Origin of the sequence: Clostridium sp. Marseille-P2415 (assembly GCF_900155545.1) — a bacterium.
In the GTDB taxonomy this organism is placed as follows: Bacteria; Bacillota; Clostridia; order Lachnospirales; family Lachnospiraceae; genus Lacrimispora.
The window spans coordinates 981,413-998,872 of record NZ_LT732526.1 but is presented as its reverse complement, the minus strand read 5'-3'; the positions used below and the strand labels follow the sequence as shown (position 1 = coordinate 998,872).

16 protein-coding genes are annotated in these 17,460 nt (G+C 44.3%); 3 read left to right on the top strand and 13 right to left on the bottom strand.

Going from position 1 to position 17,460, the window contains the following annotated elements; all coding sequences use genetic code 11:
• Positions 1-96: 96 nt before the first annotated feature.
• The 5 genes from BQ9856_RS09620 to BQ9856_RS09600 all read right to left on the bottom strand — a co-directional run bounded on the left by BQ9856_RS09620 (position 97) and on the right by BQ9856_RS09600 (position 5,425).
• The gene (locus BQ9856_RS09620) at positions 97-954 is read right to left on the bottom strand and encodes a Cof-type HAD-IIB family hydrolase (protein WP_077610834.1); all 858 of its coding nucleotides are present in this window, start codon (positions 952-954) and stop codon (positions 97-99) included.
• A 143-nt stretch (positions 955-1,097) separates the two neighbouring features.
• The gene (locus BQ9856_RS09615) at positions 1,098-2,492 is read right to left on the bottom strand and encodes an ABC transporter substrate-binding protein (protein ID WP_077610833.1); all 1,395 of its coding nucleotides are present in this window, start codon (positions 2,490-2,492) and stop codon (positions 1,098-1,100) included.
• A 46-nt stretch (positions 2,493-2,538) separates the two neighbouring features.
• Positions 2,539-3,312, bottom strand: a complete 774-nt coding sequence (locus BQ9856_RS09610; protein ID WP_442855581.1) for a carbohydrate ABC transporter permease — start codon at positions 3,310-3,312, stop codon at positions 2,539-2,541.
• Between the two features lie 134 nt (positions 3,313-3,446).
• Complete coding sequence (locus tag BQ9856_RS09605; RefSeq protein WP_077610831.1) at positions 3,447-4,313, bottom strand: carbohydrate ABC transporter permease; 867 nt, start codon at positions 4,311-4,313, stop codon at positions 3,447-3,449.
• 11 nt (positions 4,314-4,324) lie between these two features.
• Positions 4,325-5,425 carry an ABC transporter ATP-binding protein gene (locus BQ9856_RS09600; RefSeq protein ID WP_077610830.1) on the bottom strand — a complete coding sequence of 367 codons (1,101 nt, stop codon included), beginning with the start codon at positions 5,423-5,425 and terminating at the stop codon, positions 4,325-4,327.
• A 475-nt stretch (positions 5,426-5,900) separates the two neighbouring features.
• Between BQ9856_RS09600 and glmS the strand changes: the two genes are divergently transcribed.
• Both glmS and BQ9856_RS09585 read left to right on the top strand, forming a co-directional pair.
• Entirely contained in the window at positions 5,901-7,718 is a 1,818-nt protein-coding gene (gene glmS / locus BQ9856_RS09590; RefSeq protein ID WP_077610828.1) for a glutamine--fructose-6-phosphate transaminase (isomerizing), read from the top strand.
• A 268-nt stretch (positions 7,719-7,986) separates the two neighbouring features.
• Positions 7,987-8,442: a hypothetical protein gene (locus tag BQ9856_RS09585; RefSeq protein WP_077610827.1), complete on the top strand. Its 456-nt coding sequence runs from the start codon at positions 7,987-7,989 to the stop codon at positions 8,440-8,442.
• A 239-nt stretch (positions 8,443-8,681) separates the two neighbouring features.
• Here the strand turns inward: BQ9856_RS09585 and BQ9856_RS09580 are convergent, their stop codons facing one another.
• From BQ9856_RS09580 to BQ9856_RS09545, 8 genes are all read right to left on the bottom strand, one after another.
• Entirely contained in the window at positions 8,682-9,152 is a 471-nt protein-coding gene (locus BQ9856_RS09580) for a pyridoxamine 5'-phosphate oxidase family protein (RefSeq protein WP_077610826.1), read from the bottom strand.
• Positions 9,152-9,793, bottom strand: coding sequence for a cytidylate kinase-like family protein (locus BQ9856_RS09575; RefSeq protein WP_077613321.1), 642 nt, complete (start codon positions 9,791-9,793; stop codon positions 9,152-9,154). Before BQ9856_RS09575 ends, BQ9856_RS09580 begins: the two co-directional genes overlap by 1 nt.
• Positions 9,794-9,910: 117 nt before the next feature.
• The gene (locus BQ9856_RS09570; RefSeq protein ID WP_077610825.1) at positions 9,911-10,825 is read right to left on the bottom strand and encodes an RluA family pseudouridine synthase; all 915 of its coding nucleotides are present in this window, start codon (positions 10,823-10,825) and stop codon (positions 9,911-9,913) included.
• The gene (lspA, locus tag BQ9856_RS09565) at positions 10,822-11,340 is read right to left on the bottom strand and encodes a signal peptidase II (RefSeq protein ID WP_077610824.1); all 519 of its coding nucleotides are present in this window, start codon (positions 11,338-11,340) and stop codon (positions 10,822-10,824) included. The genes BQ9856_RS09570 and lspA overlap by 4 nt, the downstream gene beginning before the upstream one ends.
• A 10-nt stretch (positions 11,341-11,350) precedes the next feature.
• Positions 11,351-12,439: a 3-dehydroquinate synthase gene (aroB, locus tag BQ9856_RS09560; RefSeq protein ID WP_077610823.1), complete on the bottom strand. Its 1,089-nt coding sequence runs from the start codon at positions 12,437-12,439 to the stop codon at positions 11,351-11,353.
• Positions 12,440-12,603: 164 nt separating this feature from the next.
• The gene (locus BQ9856_RS09555) at positions 12,604-13,125 is read right to left on the bottom strand and encodes a cell division protein SepF (RefSeq protein WP_077610822.1); all 522 of its coding nucleotides are present in this window, start codon (positions 13,123-13,125) and stop codon (positions 12,604-12,606) included.
• Positions 13,126-13,258: 133 nt separating this feature from the next.
• Positions 13,259-13,954: a YggS family pyridoxal phosphate-dependent enzyme gene (locus BQ9856_RS09550; RefSeq protein ID WP_077610821.1), complete on the bottom strand. Its 696-nt coding sequence runs from the start codon at positions 13,952-13,954 to the stop codon at positions 13,259-13,261.
• A gap of 12 nt (positions 13,955-13,966) precedes the next feature.
• Positions 13,967-15,406: an HlyD family efflux transporter periplasmic adaptor subunit gene (locus BQ9856_RS09545; RefSeq protein ID WP_077610820.1), complete on the bottom strand. Its 1,440-nt coding sequence runs from the start codon at positions 15,404-15,406 to the stop codon at positions 13,967-13,969.
• Positions 15,407-15,664: 258 nt separating this feature from the next.
• On the opposite strand from BQ9856_RS09545, the gene BQ9856_RS09540 reads away from it, so the two are divergent.
• Entirely contained in the window at positions 15,665-17,293 is a 1,629-nt protein-coding gene (locus BQ9856_RS09540) for an IS1182 family transposase (RefSeq protein ID WP_077610819.1), read from the top strand.
• Positions 17,294-17,460: the final 167 nt, after the last annotated feature.

The following is a 17,460-nucleotide window of genomic DNA, read 5'->3' as shown; positions in this document are numbered from 1 at the left end:
CGTTCCTGTAATATTTTCTAGAATAGAACTATAGCACAATCCGGGGCCAAAATACAGAGAAAAAGAATTAATAGTTTATTAAGATTGGTGAAAGAATCAATTGGCTGCGGCTGCATCAGAAAGGATCAGGGCTTCTATGGCAACAGCAACTCCATCCTCATCATTGCTTCTGGTTATGAGGCGTGCACTGCGCTTGATCACTTCCGAAGCATTTCCCATGGCAATGGTATATCCCAGAGGGAGGCCAAGCATGGAAAGATCGTTTTCACTGTCACCTATGGCAAGTATTTCCCTTGGACGGATTTTAGCGTTTACCGCATATTCCAAAAGGGCAGATCCCTTTTGTGCCCTCATATGAGTCAGTTCCAGATTGGAGGAAGCCGATGAAGCAACGGAAAGCCCTTCCTCTTTTTCCAGTAAAAAACGAAGCTGTTTTAAGACTTCCGGGTTTTCATGAACAACAGACATCTTATAGATATCCGGTGAGGAGCCAAGAAGCGCTTCCTCCGAAGTAAAATGAAACCGCTCTGCAATGGTCTCAAAGGTATGTTCTTCAGAAACCATAGGGAGAAAAATCTTATCTTCAAAACTTTTCCGGAAGTCTTCCAGGCTGGAGGTGGTATAGCTTCCGTCTTCTGTCATAAAATCATAAAGAACCGAAAACGGACGGCAAATGCTGAGAATGCGTTTTACCTGGCTGTTTAACAGCGGCTGTTTTCGCAGCCGGCTTCCGCTGCTGTCAAAAACGGCAGCTCCGTTCATGCAGATGATGTCACAGGAAATTCCGGCTTCCTTTAAGGGAGCGGAAGCATCTGCAAAGCTTCTGCCCGTACAGACTACAAAATCGATGTTTTTCCGCTTCAGGGCCTCAATAGCGGCAATATTTAAGTGGGATATCTTTCCGCACCGGTTTAAAAGAGTTCCATCCATGTCAGATGCGACTAATCGTATCATATGATCTTCCTTTCTTATCTATAATTTCTTTTGCAATATCAGGATAATTGGTAATAATGGCTCCAATCTCCTGCTCTGCAAGGTATTCCATCATGTGTTAAGGCTTGGGGCCAGATGGCCCAAGCCCCCTTTCTGAACTTCCTCTAATTGTTAATCAGATTATAATCTTCAATGGACTTATTGATGCTTTCTGCCATCCTGGCAACTGCATCTTCCGGGGTTCCGTTGTTGTTTATCATATTTTCAATCTCTGTCTCTACAATCTGTCTTGCCTCAGGGAATACGCTTAAAAGTGCTCCTGCAGACTCAGGTGCAGAGTCATGAAGCTGGTCAATGGCTGTTTTGAACTGAGGGTATTTCGCAATATTGTCTTTGAATACGGTTTCATCGTGAGCGGCAGCCGTAACAGGAAAATAACCGGTCTGGGAATTCCAGTAGGCCTGACTTTCCGGGGAAACCAGGAATTTTACAAATTCCCATACAGCCTGCTGCTTTGCCGGATCCTCATTGTTTAATGCCCACAGGGAACCTCCGCCAATGGAAACGCCGCCCTTATCATCATCGCTTACTTTTGGAAAATATGCGGTTCCCACTTCAAATTTACCGTTCACATCATTTAATATCTGCTTTAAGGAAGCAGTTGACCCCAGAGTCATGGCTGCTTTGCCCGCACTGAAATCAGCAAGGCCCGCATCGCCGCCCCTCCCGACATTGGGGGCATATCCTTTATCCGATAATTCCTTCCAAGCTGTTAAAGTCTTTACACCGGCTCCGCTTTTATCAAAATCCACAGCCGTTGCAGCCGATTCTCTTCCATTCCCGTTATCAACATACTGTGCCTGCTGCTTGCAGGCGAACTGTTCAAAGAACCAGCCATAAATTCCCAGAGAAATCACTTCTCCCGCTCCGCCTTTATTTATAAGGTCATCGCCGATCTCTCCGATCCCCGGAAGGCTGTCAGGAATTTCCGTAATGCCTGCCTTATCGAAAATGTCCTTGTTATAGTAAAGGATCGGTGTAGAAGAATTAAAAGGCATGGAATACAAAGTACCATTTACGGTGTAGTAAGCTGCAATATTTGGCTCAACCTGGCTTAAATCCCAGCTATCCGCATCAATCAGCTCCTGCATGGGAATGACCCAGCCGGAATCGATCATGAAACGGGTGCCGATGTCATAAATCTGTACCAGATCGGCGCCCATGCTGCCGATTTTAGCACTTTTCAGCTTGTTGATGGCATCGTCATAGCTGCCCTGGTACTGGGCTTCTACGGTAATTCCGGAAGTGTTTTCCTTATTAAATTTATCTACAAGTGTATCGATAGCTTCTCCGTTAACGCCTCCCATGGAATGCCAGAAGGTTATGGTGGTACCCTCCGGGCTGCCGGCAGTTTCAGCTGGCTGGGCTGCAGTTGTCTGTGTTTCTTCGGCTGGCGAACCCGCTTTACCGGTTTCTGTCCCCGTCTGGCTGGCGCAGCCGGACAGCACTCCTGCTGCCATTATGACCGCCATACTCATGGCAAGTGCTCTTTTTCTCATTTTCTTTCCTCCAAATTTTATTTTTTATAAAGAAGTTCGGTTCAGGTCAGCCTTTGACTGCTCCTGAGAACATTCCCCGGATCAACTGTCTCTGTCCGGCGATGAAAACAGAGATGGATGGGATGATGATCATGACAACGCCCGCGATCATCATGGAGATGGACTGGGAGTCCACGCTGTCTAACATGCCGATTCCGATCTGAACCGTTCTCATGCGGTCGGAGCCGGTAACAAGCAGAGGCCACATATACATGTTCCAGGCATTAATAAAGGTGTAAACCGCCATGGCTCCGATTGCGGATTTGGTAAGAGGGATCAGGATGCCATAAATAAATCTTAAGTTGGAACAGCCGTCAATCTTTGCCGATTCATACAAGGAAATAGGAAAAGATTTATAAAACTGCCGGAAGAGAAAAATACCCATGGCTGAGGTAAGATAAGGGATGATTAATACCTTATAGCTGTCAAGCCACTTGAAACCGCTTACGGTTAAATAATTTGAGATTATGGTGGCTTCTCCCGGAATCATCATGGTGGCCATGACAACCATAAACAGAAGATTCTTTCCCTTAAAATTCAAAAAGGAGAAAGAAAATGCCGCCAGGGAACAGGATATGATCTGCCCAAAAGTGATACAGCCAGCCACGAAAAAGGAATTGACGATGAACCGGTCCAGGGGGATTTTAACCATTGCCTGACGGAAATTCTCAAGGGTCGGATTCCCGGGTATTAAGTTCATCTCTGTTGTGAACAGCTCACTGGAGGGCATGAATGCAATGCTGGCCGCATACAAAAGCGGAAGCAGAATAAAAACGGACATGGCCAGATTTATAATCACCAGTAAAAACTTCCCCGCCCTTCTTCGAAAAATGGCTTTCTGATTGGCGGACTGTTTCAGTTTTTCCAGCTCATCCCGGTTCATATCCCTGGCTGCAGCGGTGATCATGGATTCCATCAATAGCTTACCCCCTTCTTTTCCATTCGGAACATGCATAAGGTCAGAATCATGATAATGATAAATAACAGTACGGATTGGGCGGCTGCGCTTCCGAAACGGTAATTAAAAAAAGCATCCCGGTAAATGGAGTATACGATCAAATTTGTAGATTCCCCGGGTCCGCCCAGAGTTAAAACCTTAACCTGGCCAAAGGACTGGAATGCCTGAATGATATTGACTACCAGGGTGTAAAACATGATAGGGCTTAAGCCCGGAAGTGTCAGGCGGAAAAATTTCTGAACGGCATTTGCTCCATCCACAGAAGCCCTTTCATAAATGGTTTCATCAATGTTGCTGAGCCCGGCGCTGAAATAAAGAAAATTGATTCCGCTGTTTAACCAGGCGGTTAACAGGGCGACACAGACCAGTGCATATTTGGGATCACTGATCCAGTTGATATTTAATCCCAGGACCTTATTCACGATTCCAATGGAAGGATGAAGCATGATTTTAAATATCATGGCCGCAGAGCTGGAAGCAATGGCCATCGGAAGAGCGTAAGCAGTACTGAAGATCCGGATTCCCGGAAAAGTTTTGCTGCAGAGAACAGCAGCAACGAGTCCCAAAAGCATGCTTACAGACACTACAATAAGGACAAATACTGCGGTCACCATCAGACTGTTAAAAAAGGACGGGGACTTCAAAAGGTCCGTATAGTTCATAAGGCCTGCAAAAACCTTGGCCTGTCCCATCTTATTTGTTTTATAGAGACTTAAATATATGGTTTTGAAAAACGGGAAAAACAGGAATACCGAAAATATTGCCATAGCGGGGACAATGTAGACATAAGGCCCTGCTTTCTTCACAATTGCTTTTATGTTCATAAGAATGCTCCTTAAACATATAAAATATTTTGTTCCGTATCCATATCGAACAGTTTAATCCGGTCCATATCCGCATAAACCGGTATACTCTCACCGCTTTCTGCCTTAACATTGGGTTTTAACCGTACACACACCTCTGCTCTTCCGATCCGGCCATGAAGAAATATTTCAGCCCCCAATACCTCTTTCATATCCACATTTATAAGAAGCTTCTGTTCCTGCGGTCCCGCTTCCCGGAAATCTTCCGGCCGTATCCCCAGGTAAACACGCCTTCCCACATAACCGCCCTCCACCAGACGGTTTGCGCATACGCCATTGACAAAGAGCCTGTTTTTACTAAATTCCAGACAGATCCGCTCCTCTTTCCGTTCTACCCAGACAGGTATGAAGTTCATGGGCGGAGAACCGATAAAGCCTGCCACAAACTTATTGACGGGATTCTGATAGAGATCATTTGGAGCCGCAGCCTGCTGAATTACCCCGCTGTCCATGACCACGATCCTCGTACCAAGTGTCATTGCTTCTACCTGGTCATGGGTGACGTAAATGATGGTCGCTCCCAGTTCCCTGTGGATTTTGGCAAGCTCAACACGCATCTGGGTCCGCAGCTTTGCATCCAGATTGGACAAAGGTTCATCCATCAGATAGGCTTTCGGCTGACGGACAATGACGCTTCCAATGGCAACTCTCTGCTTCTGCCCTCCTGATAACGCATAAGGCTTCCGGTCAAGCAGATGGCTGATATGAAGAATTTCCGCTGCACAACCGACTCTCCGGTCTATTTCTTCCTTCTGGATCTTATGTACTTTTAAGCCGAAAGCCATGTTCTGGTAGACCGACAGATGAGGATAAAGAGCATAAGACTGAAATACCATGGATAAATCCCTGCTCTGCGGACTTGTCATATTCATAAGCTGTCCGTCTATCCATAACTCGCCGGAAGAAATGTCTTCCAGCCCTGCTATCATGCGCAGTGTGGTGGACTTCCCGCATCCGGATGGGCCTACCAGGATCAAAAACTCCCGGTCTTTGATGTCAAGATTAAAATCTTTTACAACGGTCTGGCCGTTTTTGTAGGTTTTGCATACATTCACGAAAGACAAGCTTGCCATAGGTTCCTGTTCCTTTCCGCATATCCTAAGTTCATTTTAAGGAATGGATGTAAAATGAAAAAGGAACTTTTCGTAAAATGGATGTAAATCATGGTATTGACGCACAAACAAACAGGAGCTATAATAAACTAAATTTATGAAGGAGGCATAAATTATAATAGCAAAGCTAAGCGCCATGCACCTGTTGATACGATCGTGAACATTTTTCCCTGGAAAAATGGTATCAAAGGTTAACGAGGTGAAGGGTTATCGAATTTTCGGCGGATGCCCTTCCATGCCCCTCCGGGCGTGTATCCTGCGCGAAATATGCGGGTAACTGCAAAACAAACGCGTTGGAACCGGAGACATACAACAGAAAATGATGAGAAAGAAAAGCTGCCGTTTTTAAAATTTGATGCCAGACAGCGTGTTTTTTGTTTGCCATTTTTAAGAACGGGTGCAGACATAAAATGAAAATTTAAGGAGATTGTGAAATATGTGTGGAATTATTGGATATACCGGACCTTTGGACTCTAAGAAAATATTGCTTGATGGATTATCCCAGCTGGAATACCGGGGCTATGACAGCGCAGGCGTTGCTCTGTGTATGGAAAACTCCCATATCCGCCTGGTCAGGCACACAGGAAAGGTCTCTAATTTAAAAGAAGGATGCAAAGAAATCACCGAGGTATCCCATTGCGGTCTGGGGCACACCAGATGGGCAACCCACGGAGGCGTAACGACTCAGAACACCCATCCCCACCAGGCAGGACGGGTCACACTGGTCCATAACGGCATTATAGAAAATTATCATCAGCTGACCAAGGATTTTCATCTGGAAGGAAAACTTCGCTCTGAAACCGACAGCGAGGTCGCGGCATGGGTTTTAGAAAGTATTTATCAGGGGGACCCGGTGGAAGCGATCGCGAAGTTAGTTGCTTATTTAGAGGGCTCTTACAGCTTCTGTATGATGTTTGAAGATCATCCCGGAGAGATCTACGCAATCCGAAATGTCAGCCCTCTGGTGGCGGCTTATACCCGCTCCGGTTCTTTTGTGGCTTCGGACTTAACGGCCCTCATCCCTTTTACCAGACGGTATTTTGTGGTTCCGGAGGATCATATCGTGAAGCTTACCTCCTATAAGGTCCATCTGTATGACCTTCACCAACAGGAGACCGCCCCGGAGTTAATGGAAGTAAACTGGAACATGGATGCAGCCATGAAAAACGGATTTCCGCATTTTATGCTGAAGGAAATCCATGAACAGCCGGAAGCGCTTAAAAACACCATACTTCCGCGTCTGGTGAAAGGTCTTCCGGATTTTACTGATGACCAGATTCCGGATGCGGTGCTGGAACACTGCGGCCAGGTTCATATCGTAGCCTGCGGTACAGCCATGCATGCCGGTATGGTGGCCAGGGCTCTTATGGAACCCCTTATAAGGATCCCGGTCACGGTTTCCATTGCTTCCGAATTCCGCTATGAGGAACCGCTCATTGATGATAAGACCCTAGTCATCATCATATCCCAGTCAGGAGAAACCATTGACACCCTGGCAGCTTTGCGGCTGGCGAAAAACTACGGAGCTGCCACCCTGTCAGTGGTCAACGTTAAGGGTTCCACCATTGCAAGGGAAAGCGATTATGTTCTTTATACCCACGCAGGCCCGGAAATCGCTGTTGCCAGCACCAAAGCCTACTCCGTCCAGCTGGCTGCTCTTTACATGGTATGCTGCCGGATGGCCCTGGTCCGGGGAAATTACAGCCGGGATGATGCGAAAGATTTCATGAAGAAACTGCTTGATGCCATTCCTGCTATGGAAGCCATGATTGAACAAAAAGATTCTGTGAAGGCTTTGGTCACACATTTGATCAACAAGCCGGATGCCTTTTTCATCGGACGCGGCCTGGATTACGCCTTTTCTTTGGAAGGGGCTTTGAAATTAAAAGAGATTTCCTATATTCATGCGGAAGCCTATGCCGCGGGGGAATTAAAACACGGTACCATTGCCCTGATCACGGATCAGGTTCCTGTCATCGCCATTGCAACACAGGAGAAGGTTTATTCAAAAACCATTTCAAATATCAGGGAAGTGAAAGCAAGAGGTGCATTTGTGATTTTACTGACAAAGGAAAATGCCGGGGCTTTAGACGGCGTGGCAGACGTCCGGATCAGCATTCCGGAAGTCGGTGACCGTTTTACGGTATTCCCGATCGCGGTCGTGCTGCAGCTCATTGCTTATTATGCTTCCGTGGGGAAGAATCTGGATGTGGATCAGCCCAGGAATCTGGCTAAGTCTGTAACGGTGGAGTGATCTGATTGGCTGACAGCAGGTCTGCCGGATAGGAGGCCAGCCACCGATTGGCTGGCCGGCCTCTCACTCCGCATGTACGTACCGCTCAGTATACGGGAAAAATGTAATGACTATTAGGATTTACAGTTTTCTTAATATTATAAATTTTTAATGTCATGTATTTACAAATAATTTACTTATCTTTACGAATATATAAACTTTGTTGACCCGGAACAGCTCCAAGGTATATACTCTAGTCATATCAGCAATTATAAGGAGATGAATATCTATGAGAAAAAGTGTTTTTGCAGTTACAGCATTATCTATGGCTTTAACCATAGGCAGTGCTATGTCATCATATGCTGCAGGATTTGTGAGTACTTCTCAGGGAGTAAAGTACCAATGGGGATCTGGCGATTACTGTACGAACAACTGGGTCAATTACAAAAATCATTGGTTCTTCTTTGGTGATGACCAACTTATGCGTACCGGGTGGATTCAAAGGGACAATACCTGGTATTACGCATCTGACACAGGCGACCTTCAGGGAGGAATTATGAAAATCAATGGCAATGTCTACTATTTTGACTCTAATTCCCTGAAAATGGTAACTGGTCCATATACCTACAATGGTGTCACTTATAACTTTACTGAAAATGGAACTACTGACGGCAGCCCATACGTATACACAGAATGGAATAGTAATGGCACCATCAAGCGTGGCAAAAAAATTAGTGTTCGTTAAATCTAAACACTTTGGTCAATTTCGACCGTCCCTACAGTCCTTGCAGCTTAAGGTTCTGTAGGGTTTTTTATATGTTTCAAAATAACATCGTCCGTATCTGTTCCATCCCACAAAACGGGTTTATCCAGTTTTTCTCCGAAAGTAAGGGGCTTCATTGAGAGCCATTTCAGCAAAAAATCCCCCCTAAATTCCACCTCTAGAACGAGGGGATAGGGGGGAGAAGTGTGGAATACGTTTTCTTATTCTATGAAAATAATATCGGTTTCAAAAGGAAATAACCTTGCTTTCTCTTCTGCAAAATCCACCTGATAGCCAGTTCCGTCTTTATAAAAGAATCCATTTACCAGGTCAATCTTGACATAACACATTTTTTCGGAATTCTCATCATTATGTTTAAAATACCAGGATTCAAAGGCTTTGATCAGCTTTTCCCTGATTTCTTTATTTTCCGGTCTCAGTGGATGTCCGATCTTGTGAGCAATGCCTTGAAAACGATAAAGATTCTTACAAAGAGCCACATGCTCATTGCTTTCGATCTCTCTGACTTTCCGGGAATCGCCGTAAGTCACCATATAAAAATTACCGTCATCAAAATAAGTATCCACAACCCGGAGAGAAGGTATATTATTTTCTGACGTGGCCAGGGTGAACTGATAATCCCGTCCAAACAGCTCCTTGAGAACACGCATGCTTTTTTCAAAATCATCCATCAATGGCTCCCCTTACTCCACTCCATCTTCGCGTCAGTAAAACTGCGGATCATCTTAACTGCTCCCTCCACGCCTACCGCACTTCGGTTAATGCATAAATCGTAGCTGCTTACATCTCCCCATTTCTTATTGGAATAATAATTATAATAGCCGGAACGCTTTTTATCTGTCTTGATCATAAGGTCTTTGGCTTTTGCATCGTCAATATGATAGAGTTCTTTTAAGGAATGAATCCTGTCATCGTCACTGGCCGTAATAAACACGGATACAAGGTTTGGATAGTCAGCAAGTGCATAGTCGGCACACCTTCCCACAATCACGCAGGATTCCTCATCTGCAAGCTGCTTGATGGTATCAAACTGTGCCAGAAATATCTTGTGATTAATCGGCATATCCATATAACCGGAGGTGGTAAAGCCCATAGAATAGGTGTCCATCACCAGGGAATACAAAAAGCTGTTGGTCGGCTTTTCATCATGGGTCTGAAACAGTTCTTCACATAACCCGCTGTTTTTAGCAGCCAGTGCCAGCAATTCTTTATCATAGCACTTAATGCCTAATTCTTCTGCTAACTTTTGTCCGATGATCTTTCCAGAACTTCCGCATTGCCTTCCTATTGCAATTACTAAATTTCCGCTCATATCGATCACTCCTTCCAGATATCTTATAGTTACATTATACACTGAAATTTCAGAAAAATCCACATTTTTATTTAAATTTAACAATTTCTTCAAATAAAAGACCACTCAGGATATCACCTAAGTGGTACGTAATTTTCTTAATAAATCTTCAAAATATTCCGGAAGCGGTGCTGTAAACTCCATATATTTTCCGCTTCTGGGATGAATGATCCCCAGCACACCGGCGTGAAGCGTCTGCCCCTCCAGCCGGAACGGACACTTGGCAGGGCCATAGACAGCATCCCCCAAAAGAGGATGTCCGATGCTTGCCATATGGACGCGGATCTGGTGGGTACGCCCCGTCTCAAGCTGGCATTCCACATAGGTGAACTGCCGGAAACGTTCCAGAACCCGGTAATGGGTGATGGCCTCTCTTCCGTTCTTTTCGTTGATGCTCATCTTTTTGCGGTCTATTGGGTGCCGGCCGATAGGGGCATGAATGGTACCTTCGTCTTCTTTCAGTATACCATGAACGACCGCATAGTACTTCCGGGTGATGGTATGTTCTTTAAGCTGTTGTGCAATAGAATTGTGGGACATGTCATTCTTGCATACAATGAGTACCCCGGTGGTATCCATATCGATTCTGTGAACGATTCCCGGACGCATGATACCGTTAATCCCTGACAAATCATCACGGCAGTGAGCCATGAGTCCGTTGACCAGAGTTCCGCTGTAATGACCGGCGGCCGGATGAACGACCATCCCTTTTGGTTTATTGATGAGGATAATATCCTTGTCCTCATATAAAATGTCCAAAACCATTTCCTCCGGTACAATTTCAGGCTCGGTTGCTTCCGGTATGGAAAGCTCGATCCGGTCTCCGGCATTTACCTTATAATTGCTTTTTACCGGATTATCGTCTACCAATACCATCTGCTCCTTCATAAGCTTCTGAAGATAAGAACGGGAAATTTCTCCGCACCGTTCGGATAAATACCGGTCAATGCGTACTCCGGCTTCTTCTGCCGACACTACAAACTGTTGTTTCAACCCGGTTCCTCCTTTTTAGGGAGGGAAAGGCAGGATAAATCCTCTTCCTTATAATAAAACAGGAACAGAAGCATGAAAAGGAACATGGAAACTGTAACATAACAGTCAGCCACATTGAAAATCGGAAAATCGATCAGCTTAAAATACAAAAAATCCACGACATAGCCGCGGGTAAAGCGGTCAATCATATTTCCTACCGCTCCGGCGGACAAAAACATGGCTATCAGGTGCAGAGGCAGATATTTTCTGTTTGCAGGCATGCGAATTACCGCATAAACCGCTCCGGATAGAACTACAAGCGCAACCAGCAGGAAAAATACCAGTTTTCCCTGAAGCATTCCAAAGGCCGCACCGCGGTTCTCGGAATAAAATAACTCAAATACCCCAGCCCAGATTGCGTAGGGAGGCTGATTCATGAGATGCTTTACTGCCAGAAGCTTGGTCCACTGATCCAAAACTATGGCAAGAAAAAAGCCGATGATAATCCCAAGGGTTAATTTTGTTTTCTGATTCATGAAAATCTCCTTATGCTAAAATATGGCAAAGCCCTAAAACCATCTCATCTTCCGTGACCTTCTTGTCAACACAGGCTTTCCCAATCTGTTCTAACAGGATAAACCGGATCGTACCGGAATCCATCTTTTTATCGCTTTTCGTCGTTTTTATAATATCCTTGGCAGTAAGTCCCTTCACCATAACAGGCATCCCAAACTGCTTCATAACCGCTAAAAGCCGTGGAAGCTCTCCTTCCTCTATCATTCCCCTTTTTACGGAGATCGCCATAGCCCCAATGCAGCCAAGCCCTACGCAGTGACCGTGCAGCAGGCCAAAATTGGAAAGCTTTTCTATGGCATGTCCCAGGGTATGACCCAAATTTAAAAGAGCACGTTCTCCCTGCTCCGTAGGATCCTTTTCTACCACATCACGCTTGATCTGGTTGCTTATGCGCACCATTTCTCCCAGAACAGACAAATCTCTGTTCCGGATCTCATAAGCGTGCTCCATGAGCCACTTATAATAAGAGGAGTCCCTTATCAATCCATGCTTGATAACCTCTCCCATACCGGAAGAAAACTGTTCCTCTGACAGAGTTTTTAAAGCTGCAATATTCGTATAAACCAGCTTTGGCATATGGAAAGCCCCTACCATATTTTTGTAGGCATCAAAATCAACACCGGTTTTTCCGCCAATGCTGGAATCAACCTGGGACAGCAGGGTGGTAGGTACCTGGATAAAGGAAATTCCGCGCAGATAGGTGGCGGCTGCAAAACCGCACAAATCTCCAACAACTCCTCCTCCCAAGGCCAGAAGGAAATCGTGGCGGTCAAACTGCTTTAAGATCAATGTTTCGTATAAATCCCGGACCGTATCCAGATTTTTATTTTCTTCCCCGGCAGGAAAGATAAAATGTTCCGTCTTTTTGCAGCAGGAAGAAACGAGTTTTTCCACTTCATCAAGATAAAGAGGTGCCACGTTTGAATCCGTGACAATGCAGACCTTCCGCCCGTCTGATTCCAGTTTTTTGAACTCCGCTGTCAGTCCTTGAAACGTTGATTCCATAACAATGTCATAAATAAAGGTACCATTCCTGTGTACCGGAATTCTATCTCCCATGATGCCCTCCTCCATCGTATCATTTATTTTCCTCTATTATGGAAGAAAGCAAACAACCTTCCTTTCAGCCTCCTGTACTGCAATGCATTGGAGAAGTCTGGGATATGGAAAATTGTCTGCTTGTACCAATCAAAAAATCCATTATTCCTTTATGGGAAAATCTGCTAAAGGCGTAAATTCATCCCGCCCATATCCAAGCTTCCGCTATTTAATAAGTCCTGAAAATCACCGGACAATTCTACCGATTCCGGCGTGGCTATGAATATGTAGTTTGATATCTTCTGCAAATTACCGTTCATGGAGTATGTAGCACCCGAAGTAAAATCAATGATCCGCTGGGCCACTTCCGTATGGATCCCCTCCATATTAAGGACAACGGCCTTCCCAGCCAGCATGTGATCGCAAATCTCCTTTGCATCTTCAATGGAGGTGGGTTTTACCATGGATACTTCCATCGTACGCGACTGTTTCATGGGAACTACCTTGGGAGAACGGGACAGGAAACGAGGCTTCTGTTCATACTCCTCTTCTTCATCGTAGTAATCCTCCTCTGTTTTCTTGGAAAAAAGGGGCCGCTTTGCAGGTTTAACATTCCCATCATCATAATCATCATCCAAATAGTAATCGTCATCTTCATCTGTATCATTCAAGCGCATGCTATCCATCAGTTTGCCTAAAATGCTCATACTTCATTCTCTCCAATCTTATACCATGGACACGAAGCACGAAAAGACCTCGCTGCGTATCCAGGCATATATTCTCACTAAATTCATGCCCGATCCATACGGGGCAGGCCCTGCTTTGCTGCGCCTGCATGCATTAAGTGTTTTTATAATATCTTGTACCGAAAATTCCGGTACCGACCCTCACCAGAGTAGCACCTTCTTCTATTGCAATTTCATAGTCTCCGGTCATACCCATTGAGAGCATTATCATATTAACATTATCAATGTTTTTGCATTGCATGTCAACATAAAATTTCTTTAATTTTTTAAAAATGGGGCGATTTTCTTCAGAATTTTCTACAAAAGGTGCAATAGTCATAAGGCCTTTTATCCTAACATGTGGAAACCTGGCGATTTCGCGGATCGCACGTTCTGTCTCATCCAGCTTGAATCCAAATTTGCTTTCTTCTTCTGCTACATTAACCTCCAGGAGGATGTCCACATTCAGATTTCTTTTGGCTGCTTCCTCCTCGATCTGTTCTGCCAGGCGGACGGAGTCCACACTGTGGATCAACACTGCCTTACCAATGACCTGCTTTACCTTATTGCGCTGCAGATGACCGATCATGTGCCACCGGATATCATCCGGAAGAGCCTTCTGTTTCTCACAAAGTTCCTGTACCTTATTCTCGCCAAAATCCCGGATTCCAGCAGTATATGCCTCTGTTATCATGGCAGCCGGCTTTGTCTTGCTGACCGCTACCAAAGTTACTTCCTGCGGATTCCTTCCGGCCCTCCTGCAGGCGGCTAAAATCCGATTGTTTACTTCCTCCAGATTTTCCCTTACCAAGTCAATCACCTCTTATTTATAAATTAATTCCCCTTCATTGACCGACGCTGCATTCAGGACGATATGGTCGTATACAGCCAGGCCGTAGGTCATATTCTTTTTTACCGTATAGTATTCATCATTGGACGCCAGCACATCAATCTGTTTAAAAACAGCATATCCCTTGTTTATGTTATACACTCCCTGAAGGGAAGCGCTTGCCCCGATTTGATAACGTTCCGCAGAGTTGGGTTTTATGATATAATCCCCGGCTTTAAATCCATCCTCTGCCCCCATTTCAACATAATAATTATCTCCCTCGGAATAATAAATCTCTGTCGGAACAAAAACAACGGAGGTTCCGGATTCCGAATATACCTCTTTATTGAAGCCTGTTGTCGTACTGTCACCGCCCTGAGTCATGTAATCCACAGGCACCAGATAAAAATCCTTTTTTGTCACGGATGTCACAGGAATCTTTAATCCCTCCGTACGGTCAGAAACAATTTCAAAATCAACATAACGCTCAGAAGCAAACTGGACCATGTATTTGTCAAAATCCAATTTTCCAAACGTCTTTCCGTCTGTTCCGGTAAATACGGAGAAGCTGCCGGTAGCTCTTAAATTTAAACCGGAAAATTCCACGGTAAGGCTGGATTGATCTCCATAAGCCTTCCCATCTCCTTCTGTGATGGGAAACACCAGGGACCACAGATCAGAAGTGATGACCTTATAGACAGGTGCGCCCTTTTCAATCAGTTTTCCAGATTTTGTTATGGTCTTCGTATATTTACTGCGGTCAAACACGGCTTCTGAAATTGCCGACGGCTGCAGTCCCTCATAGGAATCCACTCCATAGGAGACAATGCCGGCCTGATCCGCTGTTACCTGTTCAAAATTTACGCCGGCCTGATCCATCAGACCCCCAAGATTGTCCAAGGCGTTAAAATTCATGTATTCCATAACCTCAGCCTCTAAGGCATATTTGGTATCATAAACAGTCCGAAACTGGTTATTGTCATAAGTAAGGCTGAATGCGGTCAGCTGTTTTTTTAGTTCCGAAAGATTCTCCGGAGTCAATGTGATATTTTCCTCTGAATTTTCTGCCAGAAAAGAAGTGATGCTTCCTGTTTCGTCTATGGAATAGACCCGGGTGCCAATGGAAGCCCGCTTGCCTTCCCTTACATAGTAATTGACATAGCCGGAACGGTCTGCATTCTTTACTTCCTCCTGACGAAGGATTATTCCTGTGTAATCCTTGTTGTCAACAATGCTGCCCTCCTGCACCTCATAAAACTGTACTTTATCCCTGCGGATATATACGGATACACTGAACACCATATAAACAAAGATCAGCGCAAAGATAATCATGCCAACATTAATATTCAGAGGCCGCCGGTACCGGATGATCTTTTTGCTCTTTTTTGGGTGGGCAGCCCGTTTTAACGGCTGCTGTACCTTTTGTTTTGCCAACCTGACGCCTCCTTTCCTTTCTAGCTATTATAAAAGGAAATGCCAAAAAATTCAAGCAAAACCGGAAGAAACACGCTCTGCGAGTTTCTTCCGGTTATCGCGGCAGCCGCCAAGTGAACATGTAAACATGTTCGTTTGGCTCGTTGCCCACGTAAATAAAGGGGCTGTCGCACTAAGTAATTAGTGCGCAGCCTCTTTGCTTGCAAAAATTTAAGAGCCGGGCTTTGTAAAGCCCGGCTCTTGGTGTAAAATATATTTATGCTACTAAATAAAATTCTACAAAAAGATTATACTATGGTTCAAGATTTTTATCAATTAAAACTACCATTAAATATCGATTGTATAATCCCAGATAATGATTCTGTGCGTTTGCTAAGTCAGGTTGTAGAGGAGATGGATATTTCAGAGTTATATTCGACTTATTCCCGAATTCGGAAAAATACTGCAACGCCAAGACAGATGCTGAAGATTATGCTGTATGCTTACATGAACCGCATCTATTCTGCAAGAGATATTGAAAGAGCCTGTCATCGTGACATTAATTTCATGTTCTTATTAGAGGATTCCAAAGCTCCGGATCATGCCACCATTGCCAGATTCCGTTCACTCCATTTTTCTTCCTGTTCAAAGAAAATGTTAGCTCAAATGTCTGTCCTGCTGTTTGAACTTGGTGAAATCTCCGGAAAGGATATCTTTATTGACGGTACCAAGATTGAAGCCTGTGCGAATAAGTACACGTTTGTCTGGAAAAAATCAGTGACTAAAAATCTCGCAAAACTGTTAGAAAAACTTGCAGCTTTTGTAGAAGAATGTGAAGAAGAATACGGTATTAAAGTTGTGTACCATAATCAAGTTCAACTGCATCATGTAAAGAAACTCCGCAAAAAACTTTATAAGATCAAAGCCGAAGAAGGAATTGAATTCGTCCATGGAATCGGAAAACGTAAAACACAGTTGCAGCGCTCAATTGAGCGACTAGAAGAATATCTGGATAAGCTGAAAGAATACACAAAGAAAATCTACCAATGCGGTAGTCGTAATAGTTATTCAAAAACGGATCCAGATGCAACCTTTATGCGAATGAAAGAAGATGCGATGCTGAATGGACAGCTGAAGCCAGGCTATAACCTTCAGCATGGTGTGGATTCGGAATACATCACATGGCTTACGATCGGGCCACAGCCAACAGATACCACAACACTGATCCCATTTCTGAAAGATATGGAAGAACATTTAAATTTCAAATATAAAAACATCGTAGCGGACTCTGGATATGAAAGCGAGGAGAATTACCTATATATTGAAGAAAATGAACAGGTTTCATTCATCAAGCCTGCAAACTATGAGATTTCCAAGACGCGAAAATATAAAACAGATATAAGCCGCAGAGAAAACATGGAATATAACACAGAAAACGACTGCTATACCTGCAAAGCCGGGAAAAAACTTGTTTTAACAGGTACGAAACAAGGGAAAAGCAAAACGGGTTATGTAATCAGAAAAAACATCTATACCTGTGAGGACTGCTATGATTGTCCGTACAAAAGGGAATGTATCAAAGGAAACAACAGTAAGATACCTTTTGAAGAACGAGTAAAACGGCTTGAAGTATCAAAGGTGTTCCAACAAAAACGAGCAGAAGATCTGGAACGTATTCTCTCTGATGAAGGCTGTCAGCTTCGAATGAACAGAAGCATCCAGGCTGAGGGTTCATTTGCTGATGTGAAAACAGATATGAATTTCCATCGCTATCTATGCAGAGGGAAAAACAATGTACTTGCGGAAAGCGTTCTTCTTGCAATGGCTCACAACGTGAATAAGCTGCACCATAAGATCCAAAGAGAATGTACAGGAACACATCTGTTTAACCTTAAAGAAAGCGCATAAATTTAAAAAACCTTAAATAGCAGACAACTAAAAGCCGCTGAACAATCAGAGGTATAGTAGTTGTCTGCTATTTTTCTTTGTTCGTAAATCCAGAATAAAAATGAACTCTAAAAGCACTCAAAAGAGCTGGGCACCAGCTGATTTTAATCAACTAGTGCGACAGCCCC

Coding starts and splice junctions, on each gene's coding strand:
- BQ9856_RS09555 (WP_077610822.1), bottom strand. CDS start 13,125: ATGAGCATTTTAGGCAAACTGATGGATAGCATGCGCTTGAATGATACA.
- BQ9856_RS09610 (WP_442855581.1), bottom strand. CDS start 3,312: ATGTCCGTTTTTATTCTGCTTCCGCTTTTGTATGCGGCCAGCATTGCA.
- BQ9856_RS09575 (WP_077613321.1), bottom strand. CDS start 9,793: ATGAGCGGAAATTTAGTAATTGCAATAGGAAGGCAATGCGGAAGTTCT.
- BQ9856_RS09615 (WP_077610833.1), bottom strand. CDS start 2,492: ATGAGAAAAAGAGCACTTGCCATGAGTATGGCGGTCATAATGGCAGCA.
- BQ9856_RS09580 (WP_077610826.1), bottom strand. CDS start 9,152: ATGGATGATTTTGAAAAAAGCATGCGTGTTCTCAAGGAGCTGTTTGGA.
- BQ9856_RS09605 (WP_077610831.1), bottom strand. CDS start 4,313: ATGAACATAAAAGCAATTGTGAAGAAAGCAGGGCCTTATGTCTACATT.
- BQ9856_RS09540 (WP_077610819.1), top strand. CDS start 15,665: ATGCTACTAAATAAAATTCTACAAAAAGATTATACTATGGTTCAAGAT.
- BQ9856_RS09600 (WP_077610830.1), bottom strand. CDS start 5,425: ATGGCAAGCTTGTCTTTCGTGAATGTATGCAAAACCTACAAAAACGGC.
- lspA (WP_077610824.1), bottom strand. CDS start 11,340: ATGAATCAGAAAACAAAATTAACCCTTGGGATTATCATCGGCTTTTTT.
- BQ9856_RS09620 (WP_077610834.1), bottom strand. CDS start 954: ATGATACGATTAGTCGCATCTGACATGGATGGAACTCTTTTAAACCGG.
- BQ9856_RS09585 (WP_077610827.1), top strand. CDS start 7,987: ATGAGAAAAAGTGTTTTTGCAGTTACAGCATTATCTATGGCTTTAACC.
- glmS (WP_077610828.1), top strand. CDS start 5,901: ATGTGTGGAATTATTGGATATACCGGACCTTTGGACTCTAAGAAAATA.
- aroB (WP_077610823.1), bottom strand. CDS start 12,439: ATGGGAGATAGAATTCCGGTACACAGGAATGGTACCTTTATTTATGAC.